We start from the raw sequence: 23,221 nt of genomic DNA, 5'->3' as shown, positions 1-23,221 counted from the left end.
GGCGAGAGCTCCGTTGAAGGTCTGAATCCTCAACGCGCGATCGCGCCGACGGCTCCGCCTAGTTCGCCTGGGCGCGGGTGGTGACGGTGAAACGGGCCAACTGCTCGGCAGGCGCCGTCCAGGCCGGCGCAAGCTCCACCGCCTTCTGGTAGTCGAAATAGGCCGACTTGGCGTCTTCCAGGCCCTCATAGGCCAGGGCGCGGTTGTAGTAGGCCTTGGCCGGCTCTTCGACGCCCAACTCCAGGCCTCGGTTGATCTCGACAATGCTGTCGGCGTAGCGCGCCTGGCCGATAAAGGCCGCGCCCCGGTTCACATAGCCTTCGCCCAGGTCAGGCTTCATCTTCACCGCCATGTCGAAGTCCTTCACGGCGTCCACATAGTCGGTCCGCCGCAGGCGCATGACGCCGCGGTTCACATAGGTGCCGGCCCGGTCGCGGGCGTTGAGGAATTCGGTCTCCAGGGCGATGTCGCAGAATTCCTCGTACCTCGCGTCGGACTCACCCTTGACGGCGGCGCGGGAGCAGGCCTCAGCCATCCCGCCGCCGATGATCGTGACGGCCGCCAGCCCCGGGCCAGCAAACAGGGCAAAGGCGGTGGTCGCGGCCAGAATTGAAAGTCCACGGCGCATGGCGGGACCTCCTTGAAAGAGAGTCGCCGACCCAGCGTCGACGAAGGAGGCAGGGTCTTCCCGTATCCACGTTCCGTCAATGTGGCGCGAGCCGCGGACGCGCAACTTCTCGTGTGAAATCAACTTCCGGAAGATCTAGGCCCGAGGTTCGCGACGGCGGATCGTCTCGCGATACAGGATATAGATCCCGCTGGCGGCGACGACGCCGGCCCCCACCAGGGTGAGCGGCCGGGGCAGCTCGTCCCAGACGATGAAGGCGAACAGGCTGGCCCAGATCAGCTGCGTATAGTCGAAGGGGGCCACCACAGTGACGGGCGCCACCCGGATCGCCTCGGTCAGCAGAAGCTGGCCGACCCCGCCCAGCAGGCCCATGACGACCAGCAGGGCGAAGGTCTGCCGATCGGGCATGATCCAGCCAAAGGGCAGGCTGGCCAGTCCCGCCACGGCGCCGGCCAGGGTGAAGTAGAAGACAATCCGCGGGCCAGGCTCGGTCATGCTGATCTGTCGGATGGTGATCATGGCGCCCGCCGAGCCCAGGGCGCCGATCAGGGCGAAGATCACCCCGATATTGGCCATATTGGCGGGGTCTGGCCGGATCATGATCAGCACGCCGACAAAGCCCACGGCCACGGCCGCCCATCGATGTGGCCCCACGGCCTCCTTGAGCAGCGGAACCGAGAGCGCGGTCATGAACAGGGGCGCGGAGAACGACAGCGCGGTCGCTTCGGTCAGGGGCAGGTGCGACACGGCCATGAAGCCGCCGATCATGCCGGTCAGTCCGACCATGGCGCGGGCCGCATGGGCGCCGGGCCGGCTGGTGCGCAGCACGCCGAACCCGCTGGTGCGCAGGATGTAGATGGCGATGGGAATGAAGGCGAAGGCGTTGCGGAAAAACAGCGTCTCAAAGATGGGCACGCCGCGCTCGGACGCCACCTTCACCAGACCAAACAGGCCCGCCAGGCAGGCCATGGCCGCCACACGCAGCAAGACGCCCAGGCCGATCTTGGACGCCGGGCGTTCGGGGGCGGGTTGCGGGGGGGAAGCCATGGTCACGATGGGCAGCCCATGGCCCCTGGCGACCGCCTCGTCAATCGCGCCGATTGCGCAGAGACCACACGGTCGCCAGCAACCGCCGAATGGTCAGTCGAAGGTCACGCCCAGGCGCGCCATGGCCCCGAACACCCGCTGGATGTCGCCCACATTTCCAGTGAGCATCTCGCGCGCCAGGGACGTCTGAAAGGCCTGGGCGGGAACGATGATCCCCTTGGGCGTCCGCACGCAACGCTTGGTGCGGATCAGGACGTTCACATTGCGTCTTGTGGTCTCGAAGGGCTGCTTCAACTGGTTCGACAGGGCGAGGACGCTGATCGGGGCCAGCAGGTCATCAGGCGGCGGGTTGCGGCTGGACGCATAGCGACGCGCCGTTTCCAGGTCCTCGCGCAGCGGCTGGTAATTGGCGTCCAGGATGGCGATCAGGATCATGCCCCGGCCGAAGTCGCCGGTGGTGCGGGTCAGGCGTTCGGCGAACCGCAGCACGTATTCGGCGATGAAGCGCGCCGCCAGCCGCTCGGCCGAGGTCGCCGGGGCGAAGCCTGGAATGGGCTTGGCTCCGCCGGTCAGGTCGAAATCCGGCGCAGCGGCGCGGATGTCGGCGGCGAGGTCCTCGACCGTCTTCAGACTGCGCGCAAGCGCCAAGCGGTTGATCTCGGTCTCGAGGGCGACGGCGGGAATATAGACGCCGCGGGTGGTCCGGACGCACAGGCCGCGCGCCTCAAGGTCGGCGACCCGCCGCCGCGCGGCGTCATAGGTGATGCTGAACGAGGCGGCGAGGGCGCGAACACTGATCGGGCGACGGATGTCGTCGGGCGGGGGGTTGTCGACGCCGGCGTAGCGGAGGGCCAGCACCGGATCGCGGACAATATGCCGGACATTGGCTTCGATGATGGACAGGGCCAGGACCCCGGTCAGGGGATCGCCGCCACCGAAGTGCTCCAGAGTGGCCACGCCCCGGACGAAGTGGGGGATGGCGCACTGGGCGATCAGGCGAGACACGTCCGGACGCCCGGTGTCGCCTGCCGCCGTCCCGCTCGTGCCGCGCGTTTCGTCCATATCGCCTCGTAAGGCCGTATCAGAATGACATCGGCCACGGCCCCATCCTAGCACGGCGGCGTTCGCTGGTCGGCCCTGAGCCACGCCCCCTGGCGTCACAGGTGCGGCATAGCTCATATTAGCAGCCATTCTGAGGCCGCCGCGAGCGCGGCCAGACCGGGGGGCGCAGGGTGGATCTTGGGGCGAACGATGACGCGGCGGGCCAGATGCGCCGACGTGCGGCGGGGCTGATCCTGGGGCTCTGCGCCTTCGGCGCGATTCTGATGGCGCCAGATTTCGGCCCTGGACCTGCGGTGCGCCCCGTGGCGGCGGTCACTGTCCTGATGGCCATCCTCTGGATCACCGAGGCCGCGCCCCTGGTGGCGACCGCCCTCCTGCCCATCGTTCTGTTTCCGGCCCTGGGCGTAAGCGACATCCGCGAGGCCGCCGCCCCCTACGCCGATCCGGTGATCTTCCTGTTCCTGGGCGGTTTCGTCCTCGGGGCGGCGATGGAGCGGTGCGGCCTGCACAAGCGGGTGGGTCTCGGTTGCGCCGCCGCCGCCGGGGCCACGCCCCGCCGCCTGGTGGCCGGCATGTTGGGGGCCGCAGCCCTGGTCTCCATGTGGGTCAGCAATTCCGCCGCCGCCGTCCTGATGATGCCGGTGGCCATGGCGGTCCTGGCCCTGGCGGAAGATCATGGCGGGCGAGAAGACCCGGTCTCCTATCGCAATCTCGGCGTCGCCCTGCTGCTGGCGGTGGCCTATGGCGCCAGCATCGGCGGAGTGGCCACCCTGATCGGCACCCCGCCCAACGCCCTGCTCGCTGGCTATATGGCGCGCGAACACGGGGTGGAGATCGGCTTCGGACAGTGGATGATCGTCGGCGTGCCCGTAGCGCTGATCCTGCTGGGCGCGGCCTGGATCGTGCTGACCACCCTCAACCCGGTGAAACTGGTCCTGCCCGAAGCCGGCGTCCTGTTTCATCAGGAACGGATCCGGCTCGGCCAGATGACCGGGCCCGAAAAGCGGGTTTCGATCATTTTCGTCCTGGCCGCCGGCGCCTGGATCTTTCGGCCCCTGCTGGCGCCCTACGCCCCCTGGCTGACCGACACCGGGATCGCCATCGCCGCAGCCGTCGCCCTCGCCTTTACGCCCGCCGCCGGCTTCCGCAGCGAACGCCTGGTCACCGACGCCGAACTCAAGCGTTTGCCCTGGGGAGTGCTGACCCTGTTCGGCGGAGGCCTGAGCCTGGCCGACGCCATTTCGGGCAGCGGCCTGGCCGCCTGGCTGGGGGAACTTCTGGCGGTGCTGGGCGGCTGGCCCGTGGCGGCCCTGGTGGTGATGGTCACCCTGGCGATGATCTTCCTGACCGAACTGACCAGCAACACGGCCTCGGCCGCCACCTTTCTGCCGATCGGCGGGGCGCTGGCCCTGGCGGTCGGCGTCGACCCGCTGCTGTTCGCCATTCCCCTGGCGCTGGCCGCGTCCTGCGCCTTCATGCTGCCGGTGGCCACGCCCCCAAACGCGATCGTCTACGGGGGCGGCCTGATCAGCATCGCTCAGATGAGCCGGGCGGGCCTGTGGCTGAACCTGATCGGCGTGGTCGCCATCTCGGCCATCGCCCTGATCGCCGTGCCGCTGATCTTTGCGGCGGGGCGCTAGCCTGCGGACGCACTTACGACTCAGAGATCAGAGCCTGGTGCCCCCGGTCGGACTCGAACCGACACACCTTGCGGTACCGCATTTTGAGTGCGGCGCGTCTACCAATTCCACCACAGGGGCCCGCGGAGCGCGCAATCTAGCGGCCGCGGGCGGCGCGTCAATGCGGGCGCCGAGCGCGGTGAATCGCCCCGCCGTGGTCACGGGGCTTGCATCGCCGGCGGGTGATCCGTAACTGATAATCGTTCGCAGACGTGGCGCCGTACGCGCCGTCCTTCGCCCAGGCCCTGGAATTGCTTATGGACCACCTCGCACCCGTCACGGCCCCGGCCGTCGATCCCCAGCCCGACCACAGGGAGGTTCGCCTCAGCCAGGCGCGGCTGGGCGACCGCGGGGTGATCAGCCAGGTCCATGTGCGTCCCGATGTCGATCATCACGGCCTGAGCGCAGATGAGCTGGAGCGCCGCTTGCTGGAGCTGGGCTTTGTCGAGGGCGCGGCCATCGAGGTGATCCACGAAGGCGCCATCGGCCGCGACCCGATCGCCGTGCGTCTGGACGACATGCGCGTGGCCCTGCGTCGCCATGACGCCGCCGACATCGTCATTCGCCTGGACGCCCGGGCGGCCGCCCAATGAGCACCGCCAACGCCCGCATCGCCCTGGTCGGAAATCCCAATTCCGGCAAGACCGCCCTCTTTAACGCCCTGACCGGCGGCCGCCAGAAGGTGGCCAACTATGCCGGGGTGACGGTGGAAAAGAAGGAGGGGATGGTCACCACGCCCAGCGGCCGGACGCTGTCGGTGATCGACCTGCCCGGCACCTATTCCCTGCGCGCCCGCAGCCCCGACGAAGAGGTCACCCGTGACGCCGTCCTGGGTCAGCTCAAGGGCGAGACGCCGCCGGACGTGGTGGTCTGCGTCGCCGACGCCACCAATCTGCGCCTGGTGCTGCGCCTGATCCTGGAGCTGCGCCAGGTGGGCCGGCCCATGGTGCTGGCGCTCAACATGTTCGACATCGCCCAGCGCCAGGGGCTGCGCATCGACCTCGAGGGCCTGTCGCGCGACATCGGCGCGCCGATCGTCACGACCGTGGCCACCCGCAAGCGGGGCATCGACGATCTGGTCGCCCAGGTCGAAGCCAAGGTCGAGGCCCTGGCCGCCGCCGGGCAGCTAGACGCGCCCAACACCTGGCACGAGCCGAGCCCGGCCGAGATCCGCCGGGCGCACGCCGAGGCTCAGCGGCTGATGAAGGCCCATGTGCGCCCGGCCGAGCGTCCCGACACCATGACCGGCAAGATCGACGCGGTGCTGCTGCACCCGGTCGCCGGCCTGGCCATCCTGCTGGCCCTGCTGTTCGTCATGTTCCAGGCCGTCTTCGCCTGGGCGGGCCCGCTGATGGACGGGATCGAGGGCGGCATCGGCGCCCTGGGCGGCCTGGTGGCGACCGTGCTGCCGGATGGCCTTTTGCAGAGCCTGATCGTCGATGGCCTGATCGCCGGCGTCGGCAGCGTGCTGGTCTTCCTGCCGCAGATTCTGATCCTGTTCTTCTTCATCATCCTGCTGGAAGACTTCGGCTATATGGCCCGGGCCGCCTTCCTGATGGACAAGATCATGGGCGGGGCCGGCCTGCACGGGCGCGCCTTCATCCCGCTGCTGTCGTCCTTCGCCTGCGCCATTCCCGGCGTCATGGCCACCCGGGTGATCGACTCCAAGCGCGACCGGCTGACCACCATCATGGTGGCGCCGTTGATGACCTGCTCGGCGCGGATTCCCGTCTACACCCTGATCATCGCCGCCTTCATTCCCAACCAGACGGTGTGGGGCTTCGCCAACCTGCAAGGGGTCGTGATGTTCGGCCTCTATGTGGCCGGCATCGCCAGCGCGCTCACCATCTCGTTCATCGCCCGGCGGCTCTTCTGGCGCGGTCAGGTCGAGCCCTTCCTGATGGAGCTGCCGACCTACAAGACGCCGGACCCCAAGAGCGTGCTGCGCAATCTGTGGCAGCGGGCCGAGATCTTCATCAATCGCGCCGGGCGGATCATCCTGCCGCTGATGGTGCTGATCTGGGTCCTGTCGACCTTCCCCTACCCGCCCGAGGGGGCCACGGGGCCGGCCATCGACTACAGCTTCGCCGGCCGGCTCGGGCATCTGCTGCACCCCTTGTTCGCCCCCATCGGCTTCAACTGGCAGATGACCGTGGCCCTGATCCCCGGCATGGCCGCCCGCGAGGTCGCCGTCGGCGCGCTCGGCACGGTCTACGCGGTGGCCAACGCCGAGGAACAGGTCGGCACCCTGGCCGGCGCCCTGTCTGCGGACTGGTCCCTGGCCATGGGGCTGGCCTTCCTGACCTGGTACGTCTTTGCGCCCCAGTGCGCGCCGACCCTGGCGGTGGTGAAGCGCGAGACCAACAGCTGGCTCTGGCCGACCGTGATGTTCGTCTACATGGTCACCCTGGCCTACTTGGCGGCCATGGCCATGTATCATGGCGCCGTGGCGCTGGGCTGGGGCTAGGCTAAGGCCTGGCTTGGGCTCGGCGTCTCGCCCGCCAGCACGCCCGCAGCGCCCTGCAATCGCAGCAGCAGGCGCTTGAGCAGGGCCACCTCGTGCGGGTCCAGGCCCGAGATCAGGGCCGCCTCATAGGCCAGGGCCAGGGGGGCGATTTCGGCGTGGAGGCGCACGCCTTCCAGGCTCAGCGCCACCACATGGGAGCGGCCGTCCAGGTCGTTCTCCGAACGCTCCAGAAGGTGGCGCCTGGTCAGGCCCTGGGCGGCCCGGCTGACGGTCACCTTGTCCATGCCGGTGCGGCTCACCAGGGCGCTCTGGTTCATCGGGCCGTCCTCGGCCAACACGCAGATCAGCCGCCATTGGGGAATGGTGAGCCCGAAACGGTCCTCATAGGCCCGCGCGATCAGCCGGCTGACGGCGTTGGACGCCACCGACAGGCGGTAGGGTAGATAGGCGTCCAGCTGCAGACTGGCGGCGTCGGCCGGCTCTGGCCGGGACTGGAGGGTCATAGGGCTTGGACTTCCTGTTCGATGGCGCCGAATATCGAGTGTCGGCGCCCATCGCGCATTTCAATCCGCACCGTATCGCTGACCTTAAGGAAGGGCGTTCTGGCCTCTCCATGGGCCAGGGTCTCCACGGTCCGCACCTCGGCGAGGCAGGAATAGCCGACGCCGCCCTCGGCGACCGATTTCCCTGGACCCCCGTCAGGACCGCGATTCGACACCGTGCCCGAACCGATGATCGTGCCGGCGCCCAAGGCCCTCGTCTTGGCGGCATGGGCGATCAGGGTCCCAAAGTCGAAGGTCATATCGACGCCCGCGTCGGCGCAGCCCAGCACCTTTCCGTTCAGCTCCACCTCCATGGCGCCGTGCAAGCGACCCTCGCGCCAGGCCTCGCCCAGGGCGTCGGGCGTCACCGCTACGGGGGAAAAGGCCGAGGCCGGCTTGGACTGGAAGAAGCCGAAGTTCTTGGCCAGTTCGTTGGGGATCAGGTTGCGCAGGGAGACATCGTTGACCAGCAGCACCAGGCGCACATGGTCCAGGGCGTCCGCCGGGCTCACCCCCTGAGGCACATCGCCGGTGATGACCGCCACCTCGGCCTCCAGGTCGCAGCCCCAGGCCTCATTGGCCAGCGGGATCGGGTCGCGAGGGCCGAGAAACCCGTCCGAGCCGCCCTGGTACATCAGGGGATCGGTCCAGAAGCTCTGCGGCATCTCCGCGCCGCGGGCCCGGCGCACCAGCTGCACATGGTTCACATAGGCCGAGCCGTCCGCCCACTGATAGGCCCGCGGCAGGGGGCTGGCGGCCTCATGCTCATGGAAGCGCTCCCTGGGCACCCCGCCATGTTCCAGGCTCTCGGCCAGGGCCCGCAGCATGGGTTGGCAGCGGTCCCAGTCGTCCAGAGCGGCCTGCAGGGTCGGCGCCACGGTGGCCGCATCGGTGAACCAGGCGAGATCGTTGGAGACCACCACAAGCCGGCCGTCACGGCCGGACTTCAGCGAGGCGAGCTTCATCTTGGGGTCTCCGCTTTGGGGCTTATGATTTTTGTTGGATCAGGGTCTCGACCAGACGAACGCCGGCCTCGAAGGCCTTGGGCTCATAGACATGCACCTCGACGCGGATGTCGCCGCCCGGGGCGTCCTCCCACATATAGTTGCGCTCGAAGCAGACGGGCCGGCCCTGGGGGCTGAAGCCCTCGAAGGTGTCGCCCCAAGGGGTGCAGGGCGCGAGCGCCCGCCAGCCCAGATCGCAGGCCTGGACCAGCTCTTCCCGGGCTGCGGCCTCGAGGTCATCGCGGACGGCGGCGTTCATCGGGCCTTCCAGCTGTCGACATAGGCGGGATTCTCCACCGGGCCGGCGGCCTCGCCAACCTCCAGCGGGTCTCGGGTGTCGATCATCACCGCATATTCGTCAGTGGCGGGCTTGGGTTGGGACAGCATGTTCTTCAAGGCCTTGGGATGAGGGCCATGGGTGAACCCGGACGGATGAAACGTCATCATTCCCGCATCGATGCCGTCGCGGCTGAAGAAGTCGCCGGCATGGTAGAAGAGCACCTCGTCATAGTCGTCGTTGTTGTGGAAGAACGGCACCTTCAGCGCGCCGGGATCGGTCTCGAACGGCCGTGGCGCAAAGGTGCAGACCACGAACCGATCGGCCAGGAAGGTCGTGTGGGCGCTGGGCGGCAGGTGGTAGCGATGACTGGCCACCGGCCGGATGTCGGCCACGTTCAGGCGCACCGGCGCCAGTTCCCCATGCCAGCCGACGGCGTCCAAAGGGTTGTAGGGATAGGTCACGGTCGAGACCTGGCCGCGCTTCTTGATGGCGACGGTCGTCTCATCGTCCTGCGCCTGGTGGTCGCGGAAAGCCTGATCCATCACAGGGGTGTCCAGCAGGGCCGGATCGAAGATGGCGTGGGGGCCGAGCAAGCCCTTATCGGGCAGGGCGAAGTGGCTGTTGGTCGCCTGGATCGTCAGAAGCGCGCAGGGCTGCGCCGGCGCCAGGCGCCACATGGTCCCCCGCGGCAGGTAGAGATAGTCGCCGGCCGCAAAGCCGATGCGGCCATAGTCGCAGAAGAGATCGCCGGCGCCCTGGTGGACGAACAACAGCTGGTCGCCGTCGGCGTTGCGGACCAGCCCCGGCATGGGGGCGTCCAGCTTCCAGAAGCGGATTTCGGTGGCGGCGTTGTGCAGCACCACCGGCGCGCTCCAGGGCGAGGCCTGGGGTTGGTTCAGCCGGGCCAGATCAAAGGCCCGCGGCCGCAGTGGCCCCTCGAAGCTGGTCCAGCCGGTGGGTGGCCGCGGGTGGTGCAGGAAGGCGGCAGGGCCGGAAAAGCCTTCCTTGGAGATCTCGCGCTCATAGGTGCCGGCGGGCATGTCGGCGTGCGCCTGGCGGGAATGCGTCCCCTGCGCGCCGCGCACCGGGATCCAGTTGCGGGTCGCCATCAGGGCTCGTCCTTGTAGATCCCCACGCTCAGGGGCTCGCCGTCGGCCAGCCGGGCGCGATACATGCCCGAGGTGTTGTAGCTCCAGGCCATCTGGCCGTCGGGCGCCACGGCGATGACGCCGCCGTCGCCACCCAGCGCGGTCAGCTTCTGCTGGATCACCTCGTCGGCGGCGGCCTGCAGGGAGAGGCCCTTGTGCTCCACCAAGGCGCAGACTTCGCGGGCCACCGTCAGGCGGATGAAGTACTCGCCGGTCCCGGTGGCCGAGACCGCGCAGGACGCGTCCGAGGCGTAGTTGCCGGCGCCGATGATCGGGCTGTCGCCCACCCGGCCCCAGCGCTTGCCCGTCGTGCCGCCAGTGGAGGTGCCGGCCGCCACATGGCCCGCCTGATCGAGCGCCACGACGCCGACCGTGCCGTACTTGCCCTCGTCATGGGCCAGGCCCGCCGCTTCGTCGGGGGCCGCGGCGCCCTCCGGCCGCGCCGGCACCGGCAGGTTGTTGTCGGTCAGGAACCGTTCCAGGGACCGCCAGCGGCGCTCGGTATAGAAGTAGGCCGGCTCCACCTGCTCCAGGCCGGCTTCGCGGGAAAAGGTGTCGGCGCCGGCGCCCATCAGCATGACGTGGGGAGACTTCTCCATCACCGCCCGGGCGAGCGAGATCGGGTGGCGGGTGCGGGTGACTCCGGCCACAGCCCCGGCCTTCAGGGTCGCCCCATCCATGATCGAGGCATCCAGTTCGTTGCGGCCTTCGGCGGTGAAGACCGCCCCGCGCCCGGAATTGAACAGGGGGTCATCCTCAAGCAGATGGATCGCGGTCTCGATGGCGTCGAGGGCCGAACCGCCGCCCGCCAGGACCTCGCCGCCGGCCTGCGTCACCCGGGTCATGGCCGCCCGATAGGCGGCCTCCTGCTCGGGCGTCAGGTCTGCGCGTTCGATCACGCCTGCGCCCCCATGCACCACGATCGCCCATTTCGGCTGCGCCATCGCATTCCCCGCCATCAGGCTCGCCAGCACCAAAGCCAGACCGACTCTCCGCATACCCAAACGTCCCTAGTCCTTCTTCGGCAGCACGCCCCGGCGGATCTGGTCGAGTTCGATGGACTCAAACAGCGCCTTGAAGTTGCCCTCGCCGAAACCCTCATTGCCCTTGCGCTGGATCATCTCGAAGAAGATCGGCCCGACCATGTTCTCGGTGAAGATCTGCAGCAGCAGACCTTGGCCCTCGGTGGGAGCGCCGTCCACCAGGATGCGGTCGGCCCGCAGGCGCTGCAGGTCCTCGCCGTGGCCAGGGACGCGGGCGTCAAGCTGGTCGTAATAGGTGTCCGGCGTATCCTGGAAGCGCACGCCGCGGGCGCGCATGGTCTCGACGGCGGCGTAGATGTCGTCGGTTCCCAGGGCCAGATGCTGGATGCCCTCGCCTTTGTAGTCCTTGAGAAACTCCTCGATCTGGGAGTGGTCATCCCGGCTCTCGTTGAGCGGGATGCGGATCTTGCCGCAGGGGCTGGTCATGGCCTTGGACAACAGGCCGGTCTGGGCGCCCTCGATGTCGAAGTAGCGGATCTCGCGGAAATTGAAGATCCGCTCATAAAAGTCGGCCCATTTGGCCATGTTTCCGCGAAACACATTGTGGGTCAGGTGGTCGAGATAGGTCAGGCCGACGCCCTTGCCGGCCTCGGCCTCCACAGCCCCAGGGATGGGGACGAAATCGACATCGTAGATCTCCTGGGCCCCATAGCGGTCCACCAGATAGAGGTTGGAGCCGCCGATCCCCTCGATGGCCGGGATGTTCAGCTCCATCGGCCCCACCGGCCCTTGAACCGGGGTCGCGCCGCGCTCGACCGCCAGGGCCAGAGCCTTGGCCGCGTCGCGCACCCGGAAGGCCATGGCGTTGGCCGAAGGGCCGTGCGCCTGCCGGAAATCGGCCGGCTGGCCGGAGGGCTCCATGTTGAGCAGGAAGTTGATGTCGCCCTGGCGGTAGCGGACGACATTCTTCGACCTGTGCCGCGAGACCGCCGTGAAGCCCATGAGGTCGAACAGGCCGGCGAGCCGCTCGGGCTCGGGCGAGGTGAACTCGACGAACTCGAAGCCGTCGGTGCCCAGCGGGTTTTCGAACAGGTCGGCGGTGGTCGCCGGCCCGGGCGCAAGCTCAGCCATGGAAGTCTCCTGCCAGCCAGATAGTATCAGATGCAACTATCCACCCCGCAGCGGCGAGAGACAAGCCATCGCGTCCCTGCTAGCAAATGGGCGAGGCGTGCTCGCCAGCCCAGCTTGCGCTCTCCTAAGTCCCCCGTGGCGCACAGGCCGAATATGCAGTTCAATCGGACTCCATGATCAAAGGTCTCGACCCGATCCTTCATCGCTGGCGATTGTCGGCGCTGGTCGCCTCGGCTGGCATGCTGGCCATCGCGCACGGCTTCCAGACCTTTGGCGAGCTCGCGCCCTGCGCCCTATGCCTGCGCCAGCGAGAGGTCTACTGGGTCGCCGTCGCCCTGGCCCTGGCCGGTATGGTGCTCACCCGGCTGCAGGGCGGGGCGAAATTCCGGCCGGCCTTCAATCTGGGTCTGGCCGTGGTGTTCGCCGTGGGCTTTGGCGTCGCGGCCTATCATGCGGGCGCGGAGTGGAAATGGTGGCCGGGCCCCTCGACCTGCGCCTCCACCGGCGCAACCGTCAGCCTTGAGGCGCTGACGGGCCTGCTGGACGGCGCGACGGTCCGTGCTCCGGCCTGCGACCAGGCGCCCTGGGTGTTCGCCGGCCTCTCCATGGCTGGCTGGAACGCCTTGATCTCGCTCGCCCTGGCCGCGCTCAGCCTGGCGGCGGCGTTCTATGAGAGAGGCAAGCGATGAGCGAGAAGCCCGTTCCCGCCCGTCCTGGCGCCGGGACTCTTGAAGCCCGGCTGGCGGAGATCCTGCGGGTCGACCATGCCGGCGAACTGGGCGCGGTCCACATCTATCAAGGCCAACGCGCGGTCCTGGGCGCGGCCAAGGACAAGGCGCGGATTGCAGCCCAACTGGAAGAGATGGAGGGGCACGAGGCCGTCCATCTGGCCCGCTTCGACGCCCTGTTGAACGACCGCGGCGTGCGCCCCACCGTGATGACGCCCCTGTGGCGCCTCGCCGGTTTTGCCCTGGGCGCCGGCACGGCCCTGATGGGAGAGAAGGCGGCCCATGCCTGCACCGAGGCCGTGGAGTCGGTGATCGAGCAACACTACGCCGATCAGGTTGCCGAACTCGCCGAACGCGAGCCGGAGCTGGCCGCAGAGCTTTCGCGGTTCCGGGACGAAGAGCTGGCCCACAAGACCCTCGCCATAGACGAAGGCGCCCATGGCGCGCCGGGATATGGCCTGCTGTCGGCGGTGATCCGCGCCGGCTGCCGCACCGCCATCAAGATCAGCGAGAAGGTCTGAGGCGACCGAAGGCCCAAACAAAAACGGCCCCGCCGAAGCGGGGCCGCATCGCCGTGTGGCGTGATCAGGGGGCCGGCGGGGTGTCGGTCGCCGGCGAGGTGGCGGCAGGGTCCATGGCCGCGGGATCATTGACCGGCGGCGGGGTCATGCCGTCGGCGGGCATGGCCGGATCCGGGGTCATGGGCGGCATCGGTTCGACCGGCGTGGTCGCCATGCTGTCGGCGGGCGCAGGCGTCACTTCGGTGGTGTCGCCCGCGTCATTGTCAGAACAGGCGGCAAGGGTTGCGGCGGCGAGGGCGCCGACGGCGAAGGTGGAAATGGTGCGAATTTTCACGGGCTTTGGCTCCCTGGGGCGAAGTCTCTTTTTCGTGAACGTCGAAGGGCGCAGCCCTGTTCCCAACTCTGTGATCGGTTTGGGGCGAGGGCGCCCGGAACAGGGCGTGTTTCGCCGATCAGAGGTGGATTTCAGCCAGCGCCTCGTCTAGGCGAGTCTGAGAAGGCCCGCCACGGAGGACGAGATGAACACCAAGGTTCGCAAGGCTGTGCTGCCTGTGGCGGGACTGGGGACGCGGGTCCTGCCCGGCGCCAAGACCACGCCGAAGAACATGCTCAATGTGTTCGACCGCCCCATCCTGTCCTACATCGTCGAAGAGGCCCGCGCCGCCGGCATCGAGCACATCGTCTTCATCGTCGGACGGGGCCAGGGGGCCATCGAGGACTATTTCGACGCCGCCCCCGAAATGGAGGGCGCGCTGGAGGCCAAGGGCAAGACCGACATCCTGGCCGAGGTCCGACGGGACCTGCCCCAGCCGGGCCAGATGAGTTTCGTGCGCCAGATGGCGCCGCTGGGCCTAGGCCATGCGGTCTGGTGCGCCCGGGACATCATCGGGAACGAGCCGTTCGCCGTCATGCTGCCCGACATGCTGATGGCCGCCGATACCCCGGCCCTGGCCCAGGCCGTAGCCGCCCATGATCAGGTCGGCGGCAATATCGTCGTCGTCGAGCCGGCGCCGGAGGGCGAGGCCCACAAGTACGGAATCGTCGACCTGGAAAGCCAGAAGGGCCGCATCAACCGCATGCGCGGCATGGTCGAGAAGCCCGCGCCGGGAACCGAGCCCTCGAACCTGTTCATCAGCGGCCGCTACATCCTGCAGCCCGACATCTTCCCGCTGCTGGAAAAGCAGGGGAAGGGCGCCGGCGGCGAGATCCAGCTGACCGACGCCATGGCCGAACTGATGAAGGTCCAGAACTTCCATGCTCTGGAATACGAGGGCGTAACCTATGACTGCGGCGACAAGATCGGTCTCCTGCGGGCCAATGTCGCCTTCGCCCTTCGTCACCCGACGTTTGCCGGCGCCGCACGCGAGGCGATTACGGGCCTGCTCTGACAACCTGCGGACCGTCTGAACCCTGACCTCTTGAACCCGATCCCATTGACGGCGCTTTCCCAAAGCCTTGGCGTTTGTTAGCCCTGGCGCAGGTGAAACCCGTACGGATCGGAGCGGCGATGCGTGTACTCATTCTTGGCGGAGATGGATTCTGCGGGTGGCCTACCGCCCTGCACCTCTCGGCCCGTGGCCATGACGTGGCCATCGTCGACAACCTGTCCCGGCGCCGGATCGACGGGGAGCTGGGCGTCCAGTCCCTGACGCCGGTGCGGGACATCCAGGAGCGGATCGCCGCCTGGAAGGAGGTCTCCGGTCACGAGATCGGCTTCCACGACATCACGGTGGGCAAGGATTACGACGCCCTGCTGGCCCTGCTGACGAGCTGGCGCCCGGACTCCATCGTCCACTTCGCCGAGCAGCGGGCGGCGCCCTATTCCATGAAGTCGGCCAAGCACAAGCGCTACACGGTCGACAACAATCTGAACGCCACCAACGACGTCCTGGCGGCCATCGTCGATTCAGGCCTCGACATCCATCTGGCCCATCTGGGCACCATGGGGGTCTATGGCTATGGCACGGCCGGCGCGGCGATCCCCGAGGGCTATCTGACCGTCAAGATCGAGACCCCCGAAGGCTGGGTCGAGCGCGAGATCCTCTATCCGGCCAATCCGGGGTCGATCTACCACATGACCAAGACGCAGGACGCCCTGCTCTTCCAGTTCTACGCCAAGAACGACCACCTGCGGATCACCGACCTGCACCAGGGCATCGTCTGGGGCACCCAGACCCAGGAAACCCGGCAGGACGAGCGCCTGATCAACCGGTTCGACTATGACGGCGACTACGGCACGGTCCTCAACCGCTTCCTCATGCAGTCGGCGGTGGGCTATCCCCTGACCGTCCATGGGGCCGGCGGCCAGACCCGGGCCTTCATCCACATCCAGGACACCGTGCGCTGCGTCGAGCTGGCGCTCTCCCATCCGCCGGAGCGGGGCGACCGGGTCAAGGTGATGAACCAGATGACCGAGACCTGGCGGGTCCGGGACCTAGCCCAGATGATCGCCAAGCTGACCGAGGCCGAGGTCGCCCACCTGCCCAACCCCCGGGCCGAGGCCGACGAGAACGACCTGGTGGTCGAGAACAAGTGCCTGCTGGACTATGGCCTCAACCCCATCCGGCTGGAGGACGGGCTGCTGATGGAGGTCGCCGAGATCGCCAGGGCCTATTCGGACCGCGCCGACATGAGCAAGATCCCCTGCCACTCCCATTGGAACGCCGAGCGGGCGGCTGCGGCCAGCGCGCCGGGCAAGGCGGTGGCGGCGGAATAGGGCCGTGCGGCTTTTCACCTTCGGCTACGGGTTTTCGGCCGCAGCCCTTGGCGCTCGGCTGAAGACCCAGGGCTGGAGCCTGGCGGCCACCTACCGCCGGGCCGAAGACGCCGAGCGCCTGCGGGGTCTGGGCGTCGAGGCGGTCTCGGTGGGCGATGGGGAGGCTCTGGCCAGCGCGCTCAAGGCCGCCGACGCGGTGCTGGTCACCGCCGCCCCCGATACCGAAGGATGCCCGGGCCTGCGCACCCTGGTCCCGGCCATGGCCCGGGCCGGCGCCTTTCCCGACTGGCTGGGCTATCTCTCCACCACCGGGGTCTATGGCGATCGCCAGGGAGGCTGGGTGTTCGAGACCGGCCGCCTGGCCGCCCAGTCGATGGAGGGCGCCCGGCGGGTGGCCGCCGAGCGCGACTGGCTGGATGTGGGCAAGGGGATGGGCCTGACGACGACCATCTTCCGCCTGCCCGGCATCTACGGCCCCGGCCGCTCCACCTTCGACCGGCTGCGCGCCGGCAAGGCCAAGCGGATCACAGCGCCCGGCCAGGTGTTTTCCCGCATCCATGTGGACGACCTGGCCGCAGGCCTGGCCGCCTCCATCGCCAGGCCCCGGGCGGGCGGGATCTACAATCTCTGCGACGACGCGCCGGCCCCCAACAGCGAGGTGGTGGCCTATGCCGCCGGTCTCCTGGGGATTCCAGCGCCCCCGGAAATCCCGGTCGAGGCGGCCAACCTGGCTGGGCCGGCCCAGCGCTTCTATGCCGAGAGCAAGCGGGTCTCCAACGCCCGCGCCAAGGCCGAACTCGGCTGGCGGCCGACCTATCCCACCTATCGCGAAGGCCTGAGCGCCATCCTTCAGGCGGGCGGGTGAACCAGCTCTTCCACCGCCGCGATCAGGCGGGCGAGGTCCTGGGGCCGCGACAGACGATGGTCGCCATCCTTGACCAGCTGGAAGACCACGTCCGGGCTGTTGATCGCCTGGGCCAGCTCCAGGGCGTGACGCCAGGGGACATCGGGGTCGGCGCCGCCCTGAAGGATACGCACCGGCGCGCTCACGGGAACAGGGCCAGGCAGGATGGACCAGCGGTCGCCATCCTCCAGCAGGGCGCGGGTGATCGGATAGGGATCGCCATAGTCCGATGGCCGCATCCAGACGCCGGTCTCCTCGAGGGATCGCCGGGCCGCCGCATCGATCTCCGGCCCCATCAGCTTTTCGGTGAAATCCGGCGCGGGGGCGACCAGCACCAGGCCCTGCACCTGTTGGGGCCGGACCATGGCCGCGAGGCAGGCGATCCAGCCCCCCATGGACGAGCCGACGGGAATGACCGGGCCTGGCGCGAGTTCATCGAGGATGGCCAGCGCATCCTCCCGCCAGCGGGTGATCGTGCCCTTGGCGAAGTCGCCGTCGGACTCGCCGTGGCCAAAATAGTCGAACCGCACATAGGCCCGACCCGTGGCCTGCGCCCAGTGCGCCAGGGCCTCCGCCTTGGTCCCGGCCATGTCCGAGCGGAAGCCGCCCATCCAGACAACCGTGGGTCCGGCGCCGGCCACGCGGCGCCAGGCCAGGCTGGCCCCATCGGGCCGTTTCAGCATGCCAGTCTCTTCGCCCATGAGGGTCTATAGCGCGGGTCCAGGCGCCTTCCCAGGTGGTGCGGGCTTTACCAAGCCGTGTTGTGCGTTATGCAAGGCGCCGTGACATTACCCCCGGACTTCACGCTTCTGCAGGTCGTGCCCGAGCTCGACACGGGCGGAGCTGAGCAGACGACCATCGATGTCGCCCACGCCGTCGTGCGGGCTGGCGGCAAGGCGCTGGTGGCCACCCGCGGCGGCCGGATGGCTGCGCGGCTGGAGTCCGACGGCGGCCGCCTGGCGCAGATGCCGGTGCAGACCAAGAACCCCCTGGTGATGCTGGGCAACGCCGCCCGGCTGGTGGACCTTATCCGCCGCGAGAGGGTGAGCCTGGTCCACGCCCGGTCCCGCGCCCCGGCCTTCTCGGCCCTGTGGGCGGCCCAGGTCACCGGCACGCCCTTCGTGGCCACCTATCACGGGGTCTACAACGCCCGATCCGGCCTCAAGCGCTGGTACAATGCGGTCATGACGCGGGGCGATCTGGTGATCGCCAATTCCGACTTCACTCGCGACCATGTGCTGGCCGAGCATCATCTCGATCCGGCCAAGATCGTCAGCATTCCGCGCGGGGTCGATCTGGAGCGGTTCAATCCCAACTGGGTCACGCCTGAGCGGATCGAGGCCCTGCGCCAGGCCTGGGGGGTCGCGCCCGATCCCAGCCGCACCACCTTCCTGCTGGCCGCCCGCCTGACACGCATCAAGGGCCATGGTCCGGTGATCGAGGCCTGCGCCCGGCTCAAGGCCCAGGGCCGCAGCGACTTCCGCCTGCTGCTGGTGGGCGACGACCAGGGCCGCGTGGCCTATCGCGCCGAGCTGGAGGCCCAGATCGATGCGGCCGGGCTTGCCGACCAGGTGCGCCTGGTCGGTCATTGCGACGACATGCCGGCGGCCTATCTTCTGGCCGATGTCGCCATCCTGCCCTCCATCGTCCCGGAATCCTTCGGGCGCACGGCTGTGGAGCCGCAGGTCATGGGCCGCCCGGTCCTGGCCTCGGAGTTGGGCGGCATGATCGAGACCGTCATTCCGGGCGAGACCGGCTGGCTCATCCCCCCTGGCGACGTGGACGCCTGGACCGCGGGCCTGGCGCGGGCCATCGAAGCCGGTCCCACCCGCCTGGCCGCCATGGGCGCGACCGCCGCCAACCGGGCGCGGCAGCTCTATTCGGTAGACGCCATGTGCGCCTCTACGCTCGAGGCCTATCGACGGGTTCTGGAGGCGCGCGCCTGATGGCCCCTCGTGAGATCAAGAAGGTTCTGGTCATCAAGCTCTCGGCCATGGGGGACTTCATCCTCGCGCTGGCCGCAGCCAAGAAGATCCGCCAGGCTCACCCGAAGGCTCAGATCACCCTGCTGACCACGCCGCCCTTCGAGGGCCTGGCCAAGCTCTGTCCCTATTTCAACCTGGTCGAGACCGACGGACGGCCGGAGGGCTTCGGCGACTGGCTGGCCCTGGTCGCCCGGCTGCGCAAGGCTCGCTACGACCGGGTCTATGACCTGCAGACCTCGTCCCGGTCGAACATGATCTTCTATGGCCTGTCGCCCTTCGCCCCGGAGTGGTCCGGGATCGCCGCCGGCTGCGCCCTGCCCCATCGCAATCCCCGCCGCGATCAGATGCACACCCTGGAGCGCCAGGCCGACCAGCTGAAGGCGGCCGGCATATGGCCCGACGCGCCCATCGAGCCCGGCTCGGCGCCTGGTCCCGACGTCTCCTGGATCCTGCGCAAGGTCGAGACGCCCCGCCCTGTGGCCGGCGGCATCGAGCCCAGGCCCTATGTGCTGATGGCGCCCGGCGGCTCGGCCCACAGGCCCGAGAAGCGCTGGCCCGTCGAGAGCTACGCCCGGCTGGCCCGCGAGCTCTATGATGTGGGGTTCGATATCGTGGTGATCGGGGGACCCCAGGAAAGCGCCCTGGCCCGGACCATCCAGAAGAGCGTCGGCAAGGCCCGTGACCTGACAGGGCGGACCGACCTGGCCAAGATCGCCATGCTGGGCGCCCGCGCGGCCCTGGTCGTGGGCAATGACACCGGGCCGGTCCACCTGGCCGCCGCGGCGGGCCCGCCGACCATCGTGCTGTTCTCCAAGGCCTCGGACCCGATCCTCTCGGCGCCCCGCGGGCATGTGGCCGCCCTGCAGGCCAAGGACCTGGCCGAGATGCCGGTCGCCCAGGTCATGCAGGCCGCCCGCGCCCTGACACGGTTTCCGGGCGGGGCGAATGCTTGATCGCCTCGGGGCGCATCGTCATATAGTCTAGAGTTGTGTGAGCGCGCCCTGCGCGCCCGACGACGTTCGTCACTGAAACAGACTTAGGAGCTTTGCCTATTCGCCGCCCCATGCAAGCGCCGCCCCAAAAGGAAGGGCCGCGCATCAACGAGGACATCCGTGTTCCGCGCGTCCTGCTGATCGATCAGCAGGGTGAGAAGCAGGGCGTCATGCCCACGTCGTCCGCTCTCGAAGCGGCCGCGGAAGCTGGCCTCGATCTCGTGGAGATCGTGCCCAACGCGGATCCGCCCGTTTGCAAGATCCTGGACTATGGAAAGTTCAAGTTCCAGGAACAGAAGAAGAAGAACGAGGCGCGCAAGCGGCAGAAGGTGGTGGAGATCAAGGAGATCAAGCTCCGCCCCAACATCGACACCCACGACTACGAGGTGAAGTCCCGCTCGATGCACCGCTTCTTCGAAGAGGGCGACAAGGTGAAGGTCACTTTGCGCTTCCGCGGTCGCGAGCTGGCCCACCCGGAACTCGGCATGAAGCTCCTGCAGAAGGTCAAGGCCGACTTCGAGGAAGTGGCCAAGGTGGAGTACGAGCCTCGGATGGAAGGCCGCCAGATGATCATGATCCTGGCGCCGCGCTAGACCCGAGCCTCACGCGATACCCATCAAGGGCCGGCGGCGACGCCGGCCTTTTTTGACGCCCGCATCAAAGGCGTGAGGTTGATTTAGGCGCCCCTCAGAAAATCTGCTGACGAGGGGCCTTGCCGGAATTCGAGGCTGCGCCTAACAACCGCGCCATGTCGAAGACTGCGCGTAGCGCGGCGACTCCGTCCGCTATGGCTGCGCCGTCGCTGATCGCCGTGATCTTTATCAACATGCTGGGCTTCGGAATCATCGTTCCGTTGCTGCCCTTCTACGCCAAGTCGTTCGACGCCCCGGCCTGGCAGATCGCCCTGATTTTTTCGGCCTATTCGGCCGGCGCATTTTTTGGCGAGCCCTTCTGGGGCCGGCTCTCGGACCGCTATGGCCGCAAGCCGATCCTGATCAGCACCATCGCTGGCAACTGCCTCTGCTATCTCGCCCTGGCGTTCGCCCCCAATGTCTGGATCGCGCTGGCCGTCCGGTTCCTGGGGGGGCTGGCGAGCGGCAACGGCTCGGTGATCCAGGGCTATATCGCCGACGTCACCCCGCCGGAGAAGCGCGCGCGGCGGATGTCGCACATGGGCGCAGCCTGGAATGTGGGCCTGATTGTCGGCCCCTCGGTGGGCGGCATCTTCGCCCATCCCGAAGCCGGCCCCCTGGGCTTCCGCCTGCCGCTGCTGATCGCCTCGGGCCTGGCGGCGGCCTCGGCCCTGTCGATCCTGGTCTTCATCCGCGAAAGCCGCGCCCGCCAGGAAGTCTTCGAGCACCAGCCCAGCCGCTGGTCGGCCATTGGCGAGGCGGTCCGTCATCCCGTGGTCGGACGCCTGATGCTGCTGACCTTCATGGTCGGGTTCGCCTTCACCGGCGTCGAATCGATTTTCGGTCTCTGGACGCAGGCCCGCTTCGACTGGGGGCCGCGAGAGATCGGCGTCTGCTTCGCCTTTGTCGGCGTCTGCGCGGCCACCACCCAGATGTTCATCACCGGGCGGCTGTCGGAACGCTATGGCGAGGGCAAGATGCTGGCCATCGGCATGGGCCTGACCATGGTCAGCGCGCTGGCCCAGCCCTTCGCGCCGAACGGCACGGTGGTCATCGCCCTGATGTGCTGCATGGCGGTGGGCCAGTCGGTGGCCTTCCCCAATGTCAGCGCCCTGATCTCGCGGACGGCCGATCCGCATCGCACCGGCCAGATTCTCGGGCTGAACAACGCCATGGGCGCCCTGGCGCGGGTGATCGGTCCCTTCTGCGCAGGCCTGGCCTTTGCGGGCATCTCCATCAGCGGCCCCTTCTTCATCGCCGCCCTCATGCTGGCGCCGGCCATCTGGCTGGCCCTGGCGGCCAGCCGCCGCGCGCCGGCCATCGAGGCGCAGGTCGAACAGCTCACCGAGCCTGAGCCCGAGGCTAGTCGGCCGTGACCTCCCAAGCGCCCAAGGATGATCCGCGGGCGCTGATCGTCCTGCTGTCGGTCATCTTCCTGAACATGGCGGGCTTTGGCCTGGTCATCCCGCTGCTGCCCTTCTTCGGCCAGGCCTTCGACGCCCCGGCCTGGCAGATCACCCTGATGTTCTCCGCCTTCTCGGTGGGCCAGTTCCTGGGCGAGCCCTTCTGGGGCAAGCTGTCGGACCGCATAGGTCGGCGACCGGTGCTGATCCTCACCACCGCTGGCGGGGCCCTGGCCTATGTGGCCCTGGCGTTCGCCCCCGGCATCTGGACGGCGCTCGCCGTGCGCCTGCTCAGCGGCTTTCTGTCTGGCAACATCTCGACCCTGCAGGGCTATCTGGCCGACATCACGCCGCCCCAGCAGCGGGCTGGCCGCATGGGGATCATGGGGTCGGCCTTCTCCCTCGGCTTCATGGTGGGGCCAGCCCTGGGCGGGCTCCTGGCCCGGCCCGAGCTTGGTCCGACCGGCTTCCAGATTCCCCTCTTCGCGGCCGCAGCCTTCGGTCTGACCTCTGCCCTCGGCGTCGTCCTGTTCATGCGCGAGACCATCGTCCCCCGGGCCAAGGATACACCGCGGCCGCCGGCCCAGCCCCGGGGCGCCGCCCTGCGGGCCGCCCTGACCGATCCGGTGATCGCCCGGGTGTTCCTGATCAGCTTCGTCACCATCTCGGGCTTCGCCGGCATCGAGGCCACCTATGGACTCTGGACCGAGGCCCGCTTCGGCTGGGGTCCGCAGGAGATCGGCCTGGCCTTCATGCTGGCCGGCGTGATCGGCGTGGTGGCCCAGGGGTCGCTGACCGGCATGCTGGTGCGCCGCTATGGCGAGGGCCGCGTCCTGTTGGCCGGCCTCTGCCTGATGTTCGTCGGCATGCTCACCCAGTTCACCGCCGTGGGCTGGCCGATGGCGGTCCTGGGCCTGGCCATCGTGGTCTTTGGCCAGTCCCTCACCTTCCCCAACCTGGTGGCGCTGATCTCCATGGCCACGCCGTCCGAGCGCCAAGGCGAGGTGCTGGGCCTGAACATGTCCAACAGCGCGCTGGCCCGGATCGGCGGCCCGGTTCTGGCGGGGCAGCTCTTCTCGCTGGTGGCGCCGGGCGCGCCGTTTGCGCTGACCGCCCTGCTGATCCTGCCGGCCATCTGGCTGTGCCTGCAGATCATGGCCAGGGTGCCTGATCGCAGGGCCTGAATCGCCCGCCCAAGACGCGGCCCGGCCTTGCCTTTTGTCCGGGCTTGGCGTAAGCACCCGCCCCTTCGGAGCCGTCTGGCCAACAGGCATGCCAGGACGGCTCATCAATACGCCAGAGGACGGGGCGCCTGGCGCTCCGCAAGTGAAATGCCGAAACTGAAGACGAAGTCAGGCGCCAAAAAGCG

General features: G+C 68.4%; 24 protein-coding genes and 1 tRNA gene. 13 read left to right on the top strand and 12 right to left on the bottom strand.

From position 1 onward, the window contains the following. Positions 1-58: 58 nt before the first annotated feature. The 3 genes from Q8L83_RS08425 to Q8L83_RS08415 form a co-directional block, all read right to left on the bottom strand. Positions 59-628: a tetratricopeptide repeat protein gene (locus Q8L83_RS08425; protein WP_305285958.1), complete on the bottom strand. Its 570-nt coding sequence runs from the start codon at positions 626-628 to the stop codon at positions 59-61. Between the two features lie 135 nt (positions 629-763). Continuing rightward, the gene (locus Q8L83_RS08420) at positions 764-1,675 is read right to left on the bottom strand and encodes a DMT family transporter (RefSeq protein ID WP_305286182.1); all 912 of its coding nucleotides are present in this window, start codon (positions 1,673-1,675) and stop codon (positions 764-766) included. Positions 1,676-1,768: 93 nt separating this feature from the next. Continuing rightward, positions 1,769-2,737: a hypothetical protein gene (locus Q8L83_RS08415; protein WP_305285956.1), complete on the bottom strand. Its 969-nt coding sequence runs from the start codon at positions 2,735-2,737 to the stop codon at positions 1,769-1,771. A 206-nt stretch (positions 2,738-2,943) separates the two neighbouring features. On the opposite strand from Q8L83_RS08415, the gene Q8L83_RS08410 reads away from it, so the two are divergent. Further along, positions 2,944-4,377 carry a DASS family sodium-coupled anion symporter gene (locus Q8L83_RS08410; protein WP_305285955.1) on the top strand — a complete coding sequence of 478 codons (1,434 nt, stop codon included), beginning with the start codon at positions 2,944-2,946 and terminating at the stop codon, positions 4,375-4,377. A 35-nt stretch (positions 4,378-4,412) separates the two neighbouring features. Here the strand turns inward: Q8L83_RS08410 and Q8L83_RS08405 are convergent. Beyond that, a tRNA-Leu gene (locus Q8L83_RS08405) sits at positions 4,413-4,497 on the bottom strand. 176 nt (positions 4,498-4,673) lie between these two features. On the opposite strand from Q8L83_RS08405, the gene Q8L83_RS08400 reads away from it, so the two are divergent. Both Q8L83_RS08400 and feoB read left to right on the top strand, forming a co-directional pair. Further along, positions 4,674-5,009: a FeoA family protein gene (locus Q8L83_RS08400; protein ID WP_305285953.1), complete on the top strand. Its 336-nt coding sequence runs from the start codon at positions 4,674-4,676 to the stop codon at positions 5,007-5,009. Then, on the top strand, positions 5,006-6,883 hold the full coding sequence (feoB, locus tag Q8L83_RS08395) for a ferrous iron transport protein B (protein ID WP_305285951.1): 1,878 nt from the start codon (positions 5,006-5,008) through the stop codon (positions 6,881-6,883). Before Q8L83_RS08400 ends, feoB begins: the two co-directional genes overlap by 4 nt. Here feoB and Q8L83_RS08390 read toward each other — a convergent pair. The 6 genes from Q8L83_RS08390 to hppD all read right to left on the bottom strand — a co-directional run bounded on the left by Q8L83_RS08390 (position 6,880) and on the right by hppD (position 11,971). After that, complete coding sequence (locus Q8L83_RS08390; protein WP_305285949.1) at positions 6,880-7,386, bottom strand: MarR family winged helix-turn-helix transcriptional regulator; 507 nt, start codon at positions 7,384-7,386, stop codon at positions 6,880-6,882. The two genes, feoB and Q8L83_RS08390, sit on opposite strands and share 4 nt — an antisense overlap. Further along, a complete protein-coding gene (locus Q8L83_RS08385) occupies positions 7,383-8,390 on the bottom strand; it encodes a fumarylacetoacetate hydrolase family protein (protein WP_305285947.1) in 1,008 nt (335 codons plus the stop codon). The genes Q8L83_RS08390 and Q8L83_RS08385 overlap by 4 nt, the downstream gene beginning before the upstream one ends. 22 nt (positions 8,391-8,412) lie before the next feature. After that, on the bottom strand, positions 8,413-8,688 hold the full coding sequence (locus Q8L83_RS08380) for a hypothetical protein (RefSeq protein ID WP_305285945.1): 276 nt from the start codon (positions 8,686-8,688) through the stop codon (positions 8,413-8,415). Next, a complete protein-coding gene (locus Q8L83_RS08375) occupies positions 8,685-9,818 on the bottom strand; it encodes a homogentisate 1,2-dioxygenase (RefSeq protein WP_305285943.1) in 1,134 nt (377 codons plus the stop codon). Before Q8L83_RS08375 ends, Q8L83_RS08380 begins: the two co-directional genes overlap by 4 nt. After that, positions 9,818-10,801: an isoaspartyl peptidase/L-asparaginase family protein gene (locus Q8L83_RS08370; protein WP_305285941.1), complete on the bottom strand. Its 984-nt coding sequence runs from the start codon at positions 10,799-10,801 to the stop codon at positions 9,818-9,820. The genes Q8L83_RS08375 and Q8L83_RS08370 overlap by 1 nt, the downstream gene beginning before the upstream one ends. A 66-nt stretch (positions 10,802-10,867) precedes the next feature. Continuing rightward, positions 10,868-11,971 carry a 4-hydroxyphenylpyruvate dioxygenase gene (gene hppD, locus Q8L83_RS08365; protein ID WP_305285939.1) on the bottom strand — a complete coding sequence of 368 codons (1,104 nt, stop codon included), beginning with the start codon at positions 11,969-11,971 and terminating at the stop codon, positions 10,868-10,870. 173 nt (positions 11,972-12,144) lie between these two features. Here hppD and Q8L83_RS08360 point away from each other — a divergent pair, with 173 nt between their 5' ends. Together Q8L83_RS08360 and Q8L83_RS08355 are read left to right on the top strand one after the other, a co-directional pair. Then, positions 12,145-12,660, top strand: coding sequence for a disulfide bond formation protein B (locus tag Q8L83_RS08360; protein WP_305285937.1), 516 nt, complete (start codon positions 12,145-12,147; stop codon positions 12,658-12,660). Next, positions 12,657-13,220 carry a demethoxyubiquinone hydroxylase family protein gene (locus Q8L83_RS08355; protein WP_305285935.1) on the top strand — a complete coding sequence of 188 codons (564 nt, stop codon included), beginning with the start codon at positions 12,657-12,659 and terminating at the stop codon, positions 13,218-13,220. Before Q8L83_RS08360 ends, Q8L83_RS08355 begins: the two co-directional genes overlap by 4 nt. 64 nt (positions 13,221-13,284) lie before the next feature. Here the strand turns inward: Q8L83_RS08355 and Q8L83_RS08350 are convergent, their stop codons facing one another. Further along, entirely contained in the window at positions 13,285-13,554 is a 270-nt protein-coding gene (locus tag Q8L83_RS08350) for a hypothetical protein (RefSeq protein ID WP_305285933.1), read from the bottom strand. A gap of 184 nt (positions 13,555-13,738) precedes the next feature. Here Q8L83_RS08350 and Q8L83_RS08345 point away from each other — a divergent pair, with 184 nt between their 5' ends. The 3 genes from Q8L83_RS08345 to Q8L83_RS08335 all read left to right on the top strand — a co-directional run bounded on the left by Q8L83_RS08345 (position 13,739) and on the right by Q8L83_RS08335 (position 16,801). Beyond that, the gene (locus tag Q8L83_RS08345; protein WP_305285931.1) at positions 13,739-14,608 is read left to right on the top strand and encodes a UTP--glucose-1-phosphate uridylyltransferase; all 870 of its coding nucleotides are present in this window, start codon (positions 13,739-13,741) and stop codon (positions 14,606-14,608) included. A gap of 119 nt (positions 14,609-14,727) precedes the next feature. Next, the gene (locus Q8L83_RS08340) at positions 14,728-15,936 is read left to right on the top strand and encodes an NAD-dependent epimerase/dehydratase family protein (protein ID WP_305285930.1); all 1,209 of its coding nucleotides are present in this window, start codon (positions 14,728-14,730) and stop codon (positions 15,934-15,936) included. A 4-nt stretch (positions 15,937-15,940) separates the two neighbouring features. Continuing rightward, positions 15,941-16,801, top strand: coding sequence for an SDR family oxidoreductase (locus Q8L83_RS08335; protein WP_305285929.1), 861 nt, complete (start codon positions 15,941-15,943; stop codon positions 16,799-16,801). Here Q8L83_RS08335 and Q8L83_RS08330 read toward each other — a convergent pair. After that, on the bottom strand, positions 16,786-17,541 hold the full coding sequence (locus Q8L83_RS08330; RefSeq protein WP_305285927.1) for an alpha/beta fold hydrolase: 756 nt from the start codon (positions 17,539-17,541) through the stop codon (positions 16,786-16,788). The genes Q8L83_RS08335 and Q8L83_RS08330 overlap by 16 nt on opposite strands. Positions 17,542-17,622: 81 nt before the next feature. Here Q8L83_RS08330 and Q8L83_RS08325 point away from each other — a divergent pair, with 81 nt between their 5' ends. The 5 genes from Q8L83_RS08325 to Q8L83_RS08305 all read left to right on the top strand — a co-directional run bounded on the left by Q8L83_RS08325 (position 17,623) and on the right by Q8L83_RS08305 (position 23,036). Beyond that, positions 17,623-18,786 (top strand): glycosyltransferase family 4 protein, encoded by a 1,164-nt coding sequence (locus tag Q8L83_RS08325; RefSeq protein WP_305285925.1) that lies wholly within the window; start codon positions 17,623-17,625, stop codon positions 18,784-18,786. Beyond that, positions 18,786-19,778 (top strand): glycosyltransferase family 9 protein, encoded by a 993-nt coding sequence (locus tag Q8L83_RS08320; protein WP_305285923.1) that lies wholly within the window; start codon positions 18,786-18,788, stop codon positions 19,776-19,778. The genes Q8L83_RS08325 and Q8L83_RS08320 overlap by 1 nt, the downstream gene beginning before the upstream one ends. A 110-nt stretch (positions 19,779-19,888) precedes the next feature. Next, positions 19,889-20,410 (top strand): translation initiation factor IF-3, encoded by a 522-nt coding sequence (gene infC / locus Q8L83_RS08315; protein WP_304713508.1) that lies wholly within the window; start codon positions 19,889-19,891, stop codon positions 20,408-20,410. 119 nt (positions 20,411-20,529) lie between these two features. Then, positions 20,530-21,825: an MFS transporter gene (locus Q8L83_RS08310; protein WP_370868372.1), complete on the top strand. Its 1,296-nt coding sequence runs from the start codon at positions 20,530-20,532 to the stop codon at positions 21,823-21,825. Beyond that, entirely contained in the window at positions 21,822-23,036 is a 1,215-nt protein-coding gene (locus Q8L83_RS08305; protein WP_305285918.1) for an MFS transporter, read from the top strand. The genes Q8L83_RS08310 and Q8L83_RS08305 overlap by 4 nt, the downstream gene beginning before the upstream one ends. The last annotated feature ends 185 nt before the right edge of the window (positions 23,037-23,221 follow it).

The sequence above is a fragment of the Phenylobacterium sp. genome, from assembly GCF_030680185.1.
In the GTDB taxonomy this organism is placed as follows: domain Bacteria; phylum Pseudomonadota; class Alphaproteobacteria; order Caulobacterales; family Caulobacteraceae; genus Phenylobacterium.
Note: the sequence above shows the minus strand (reverse complement) of the source record. Positions and strands in the feature narration are given on the sequence as shown.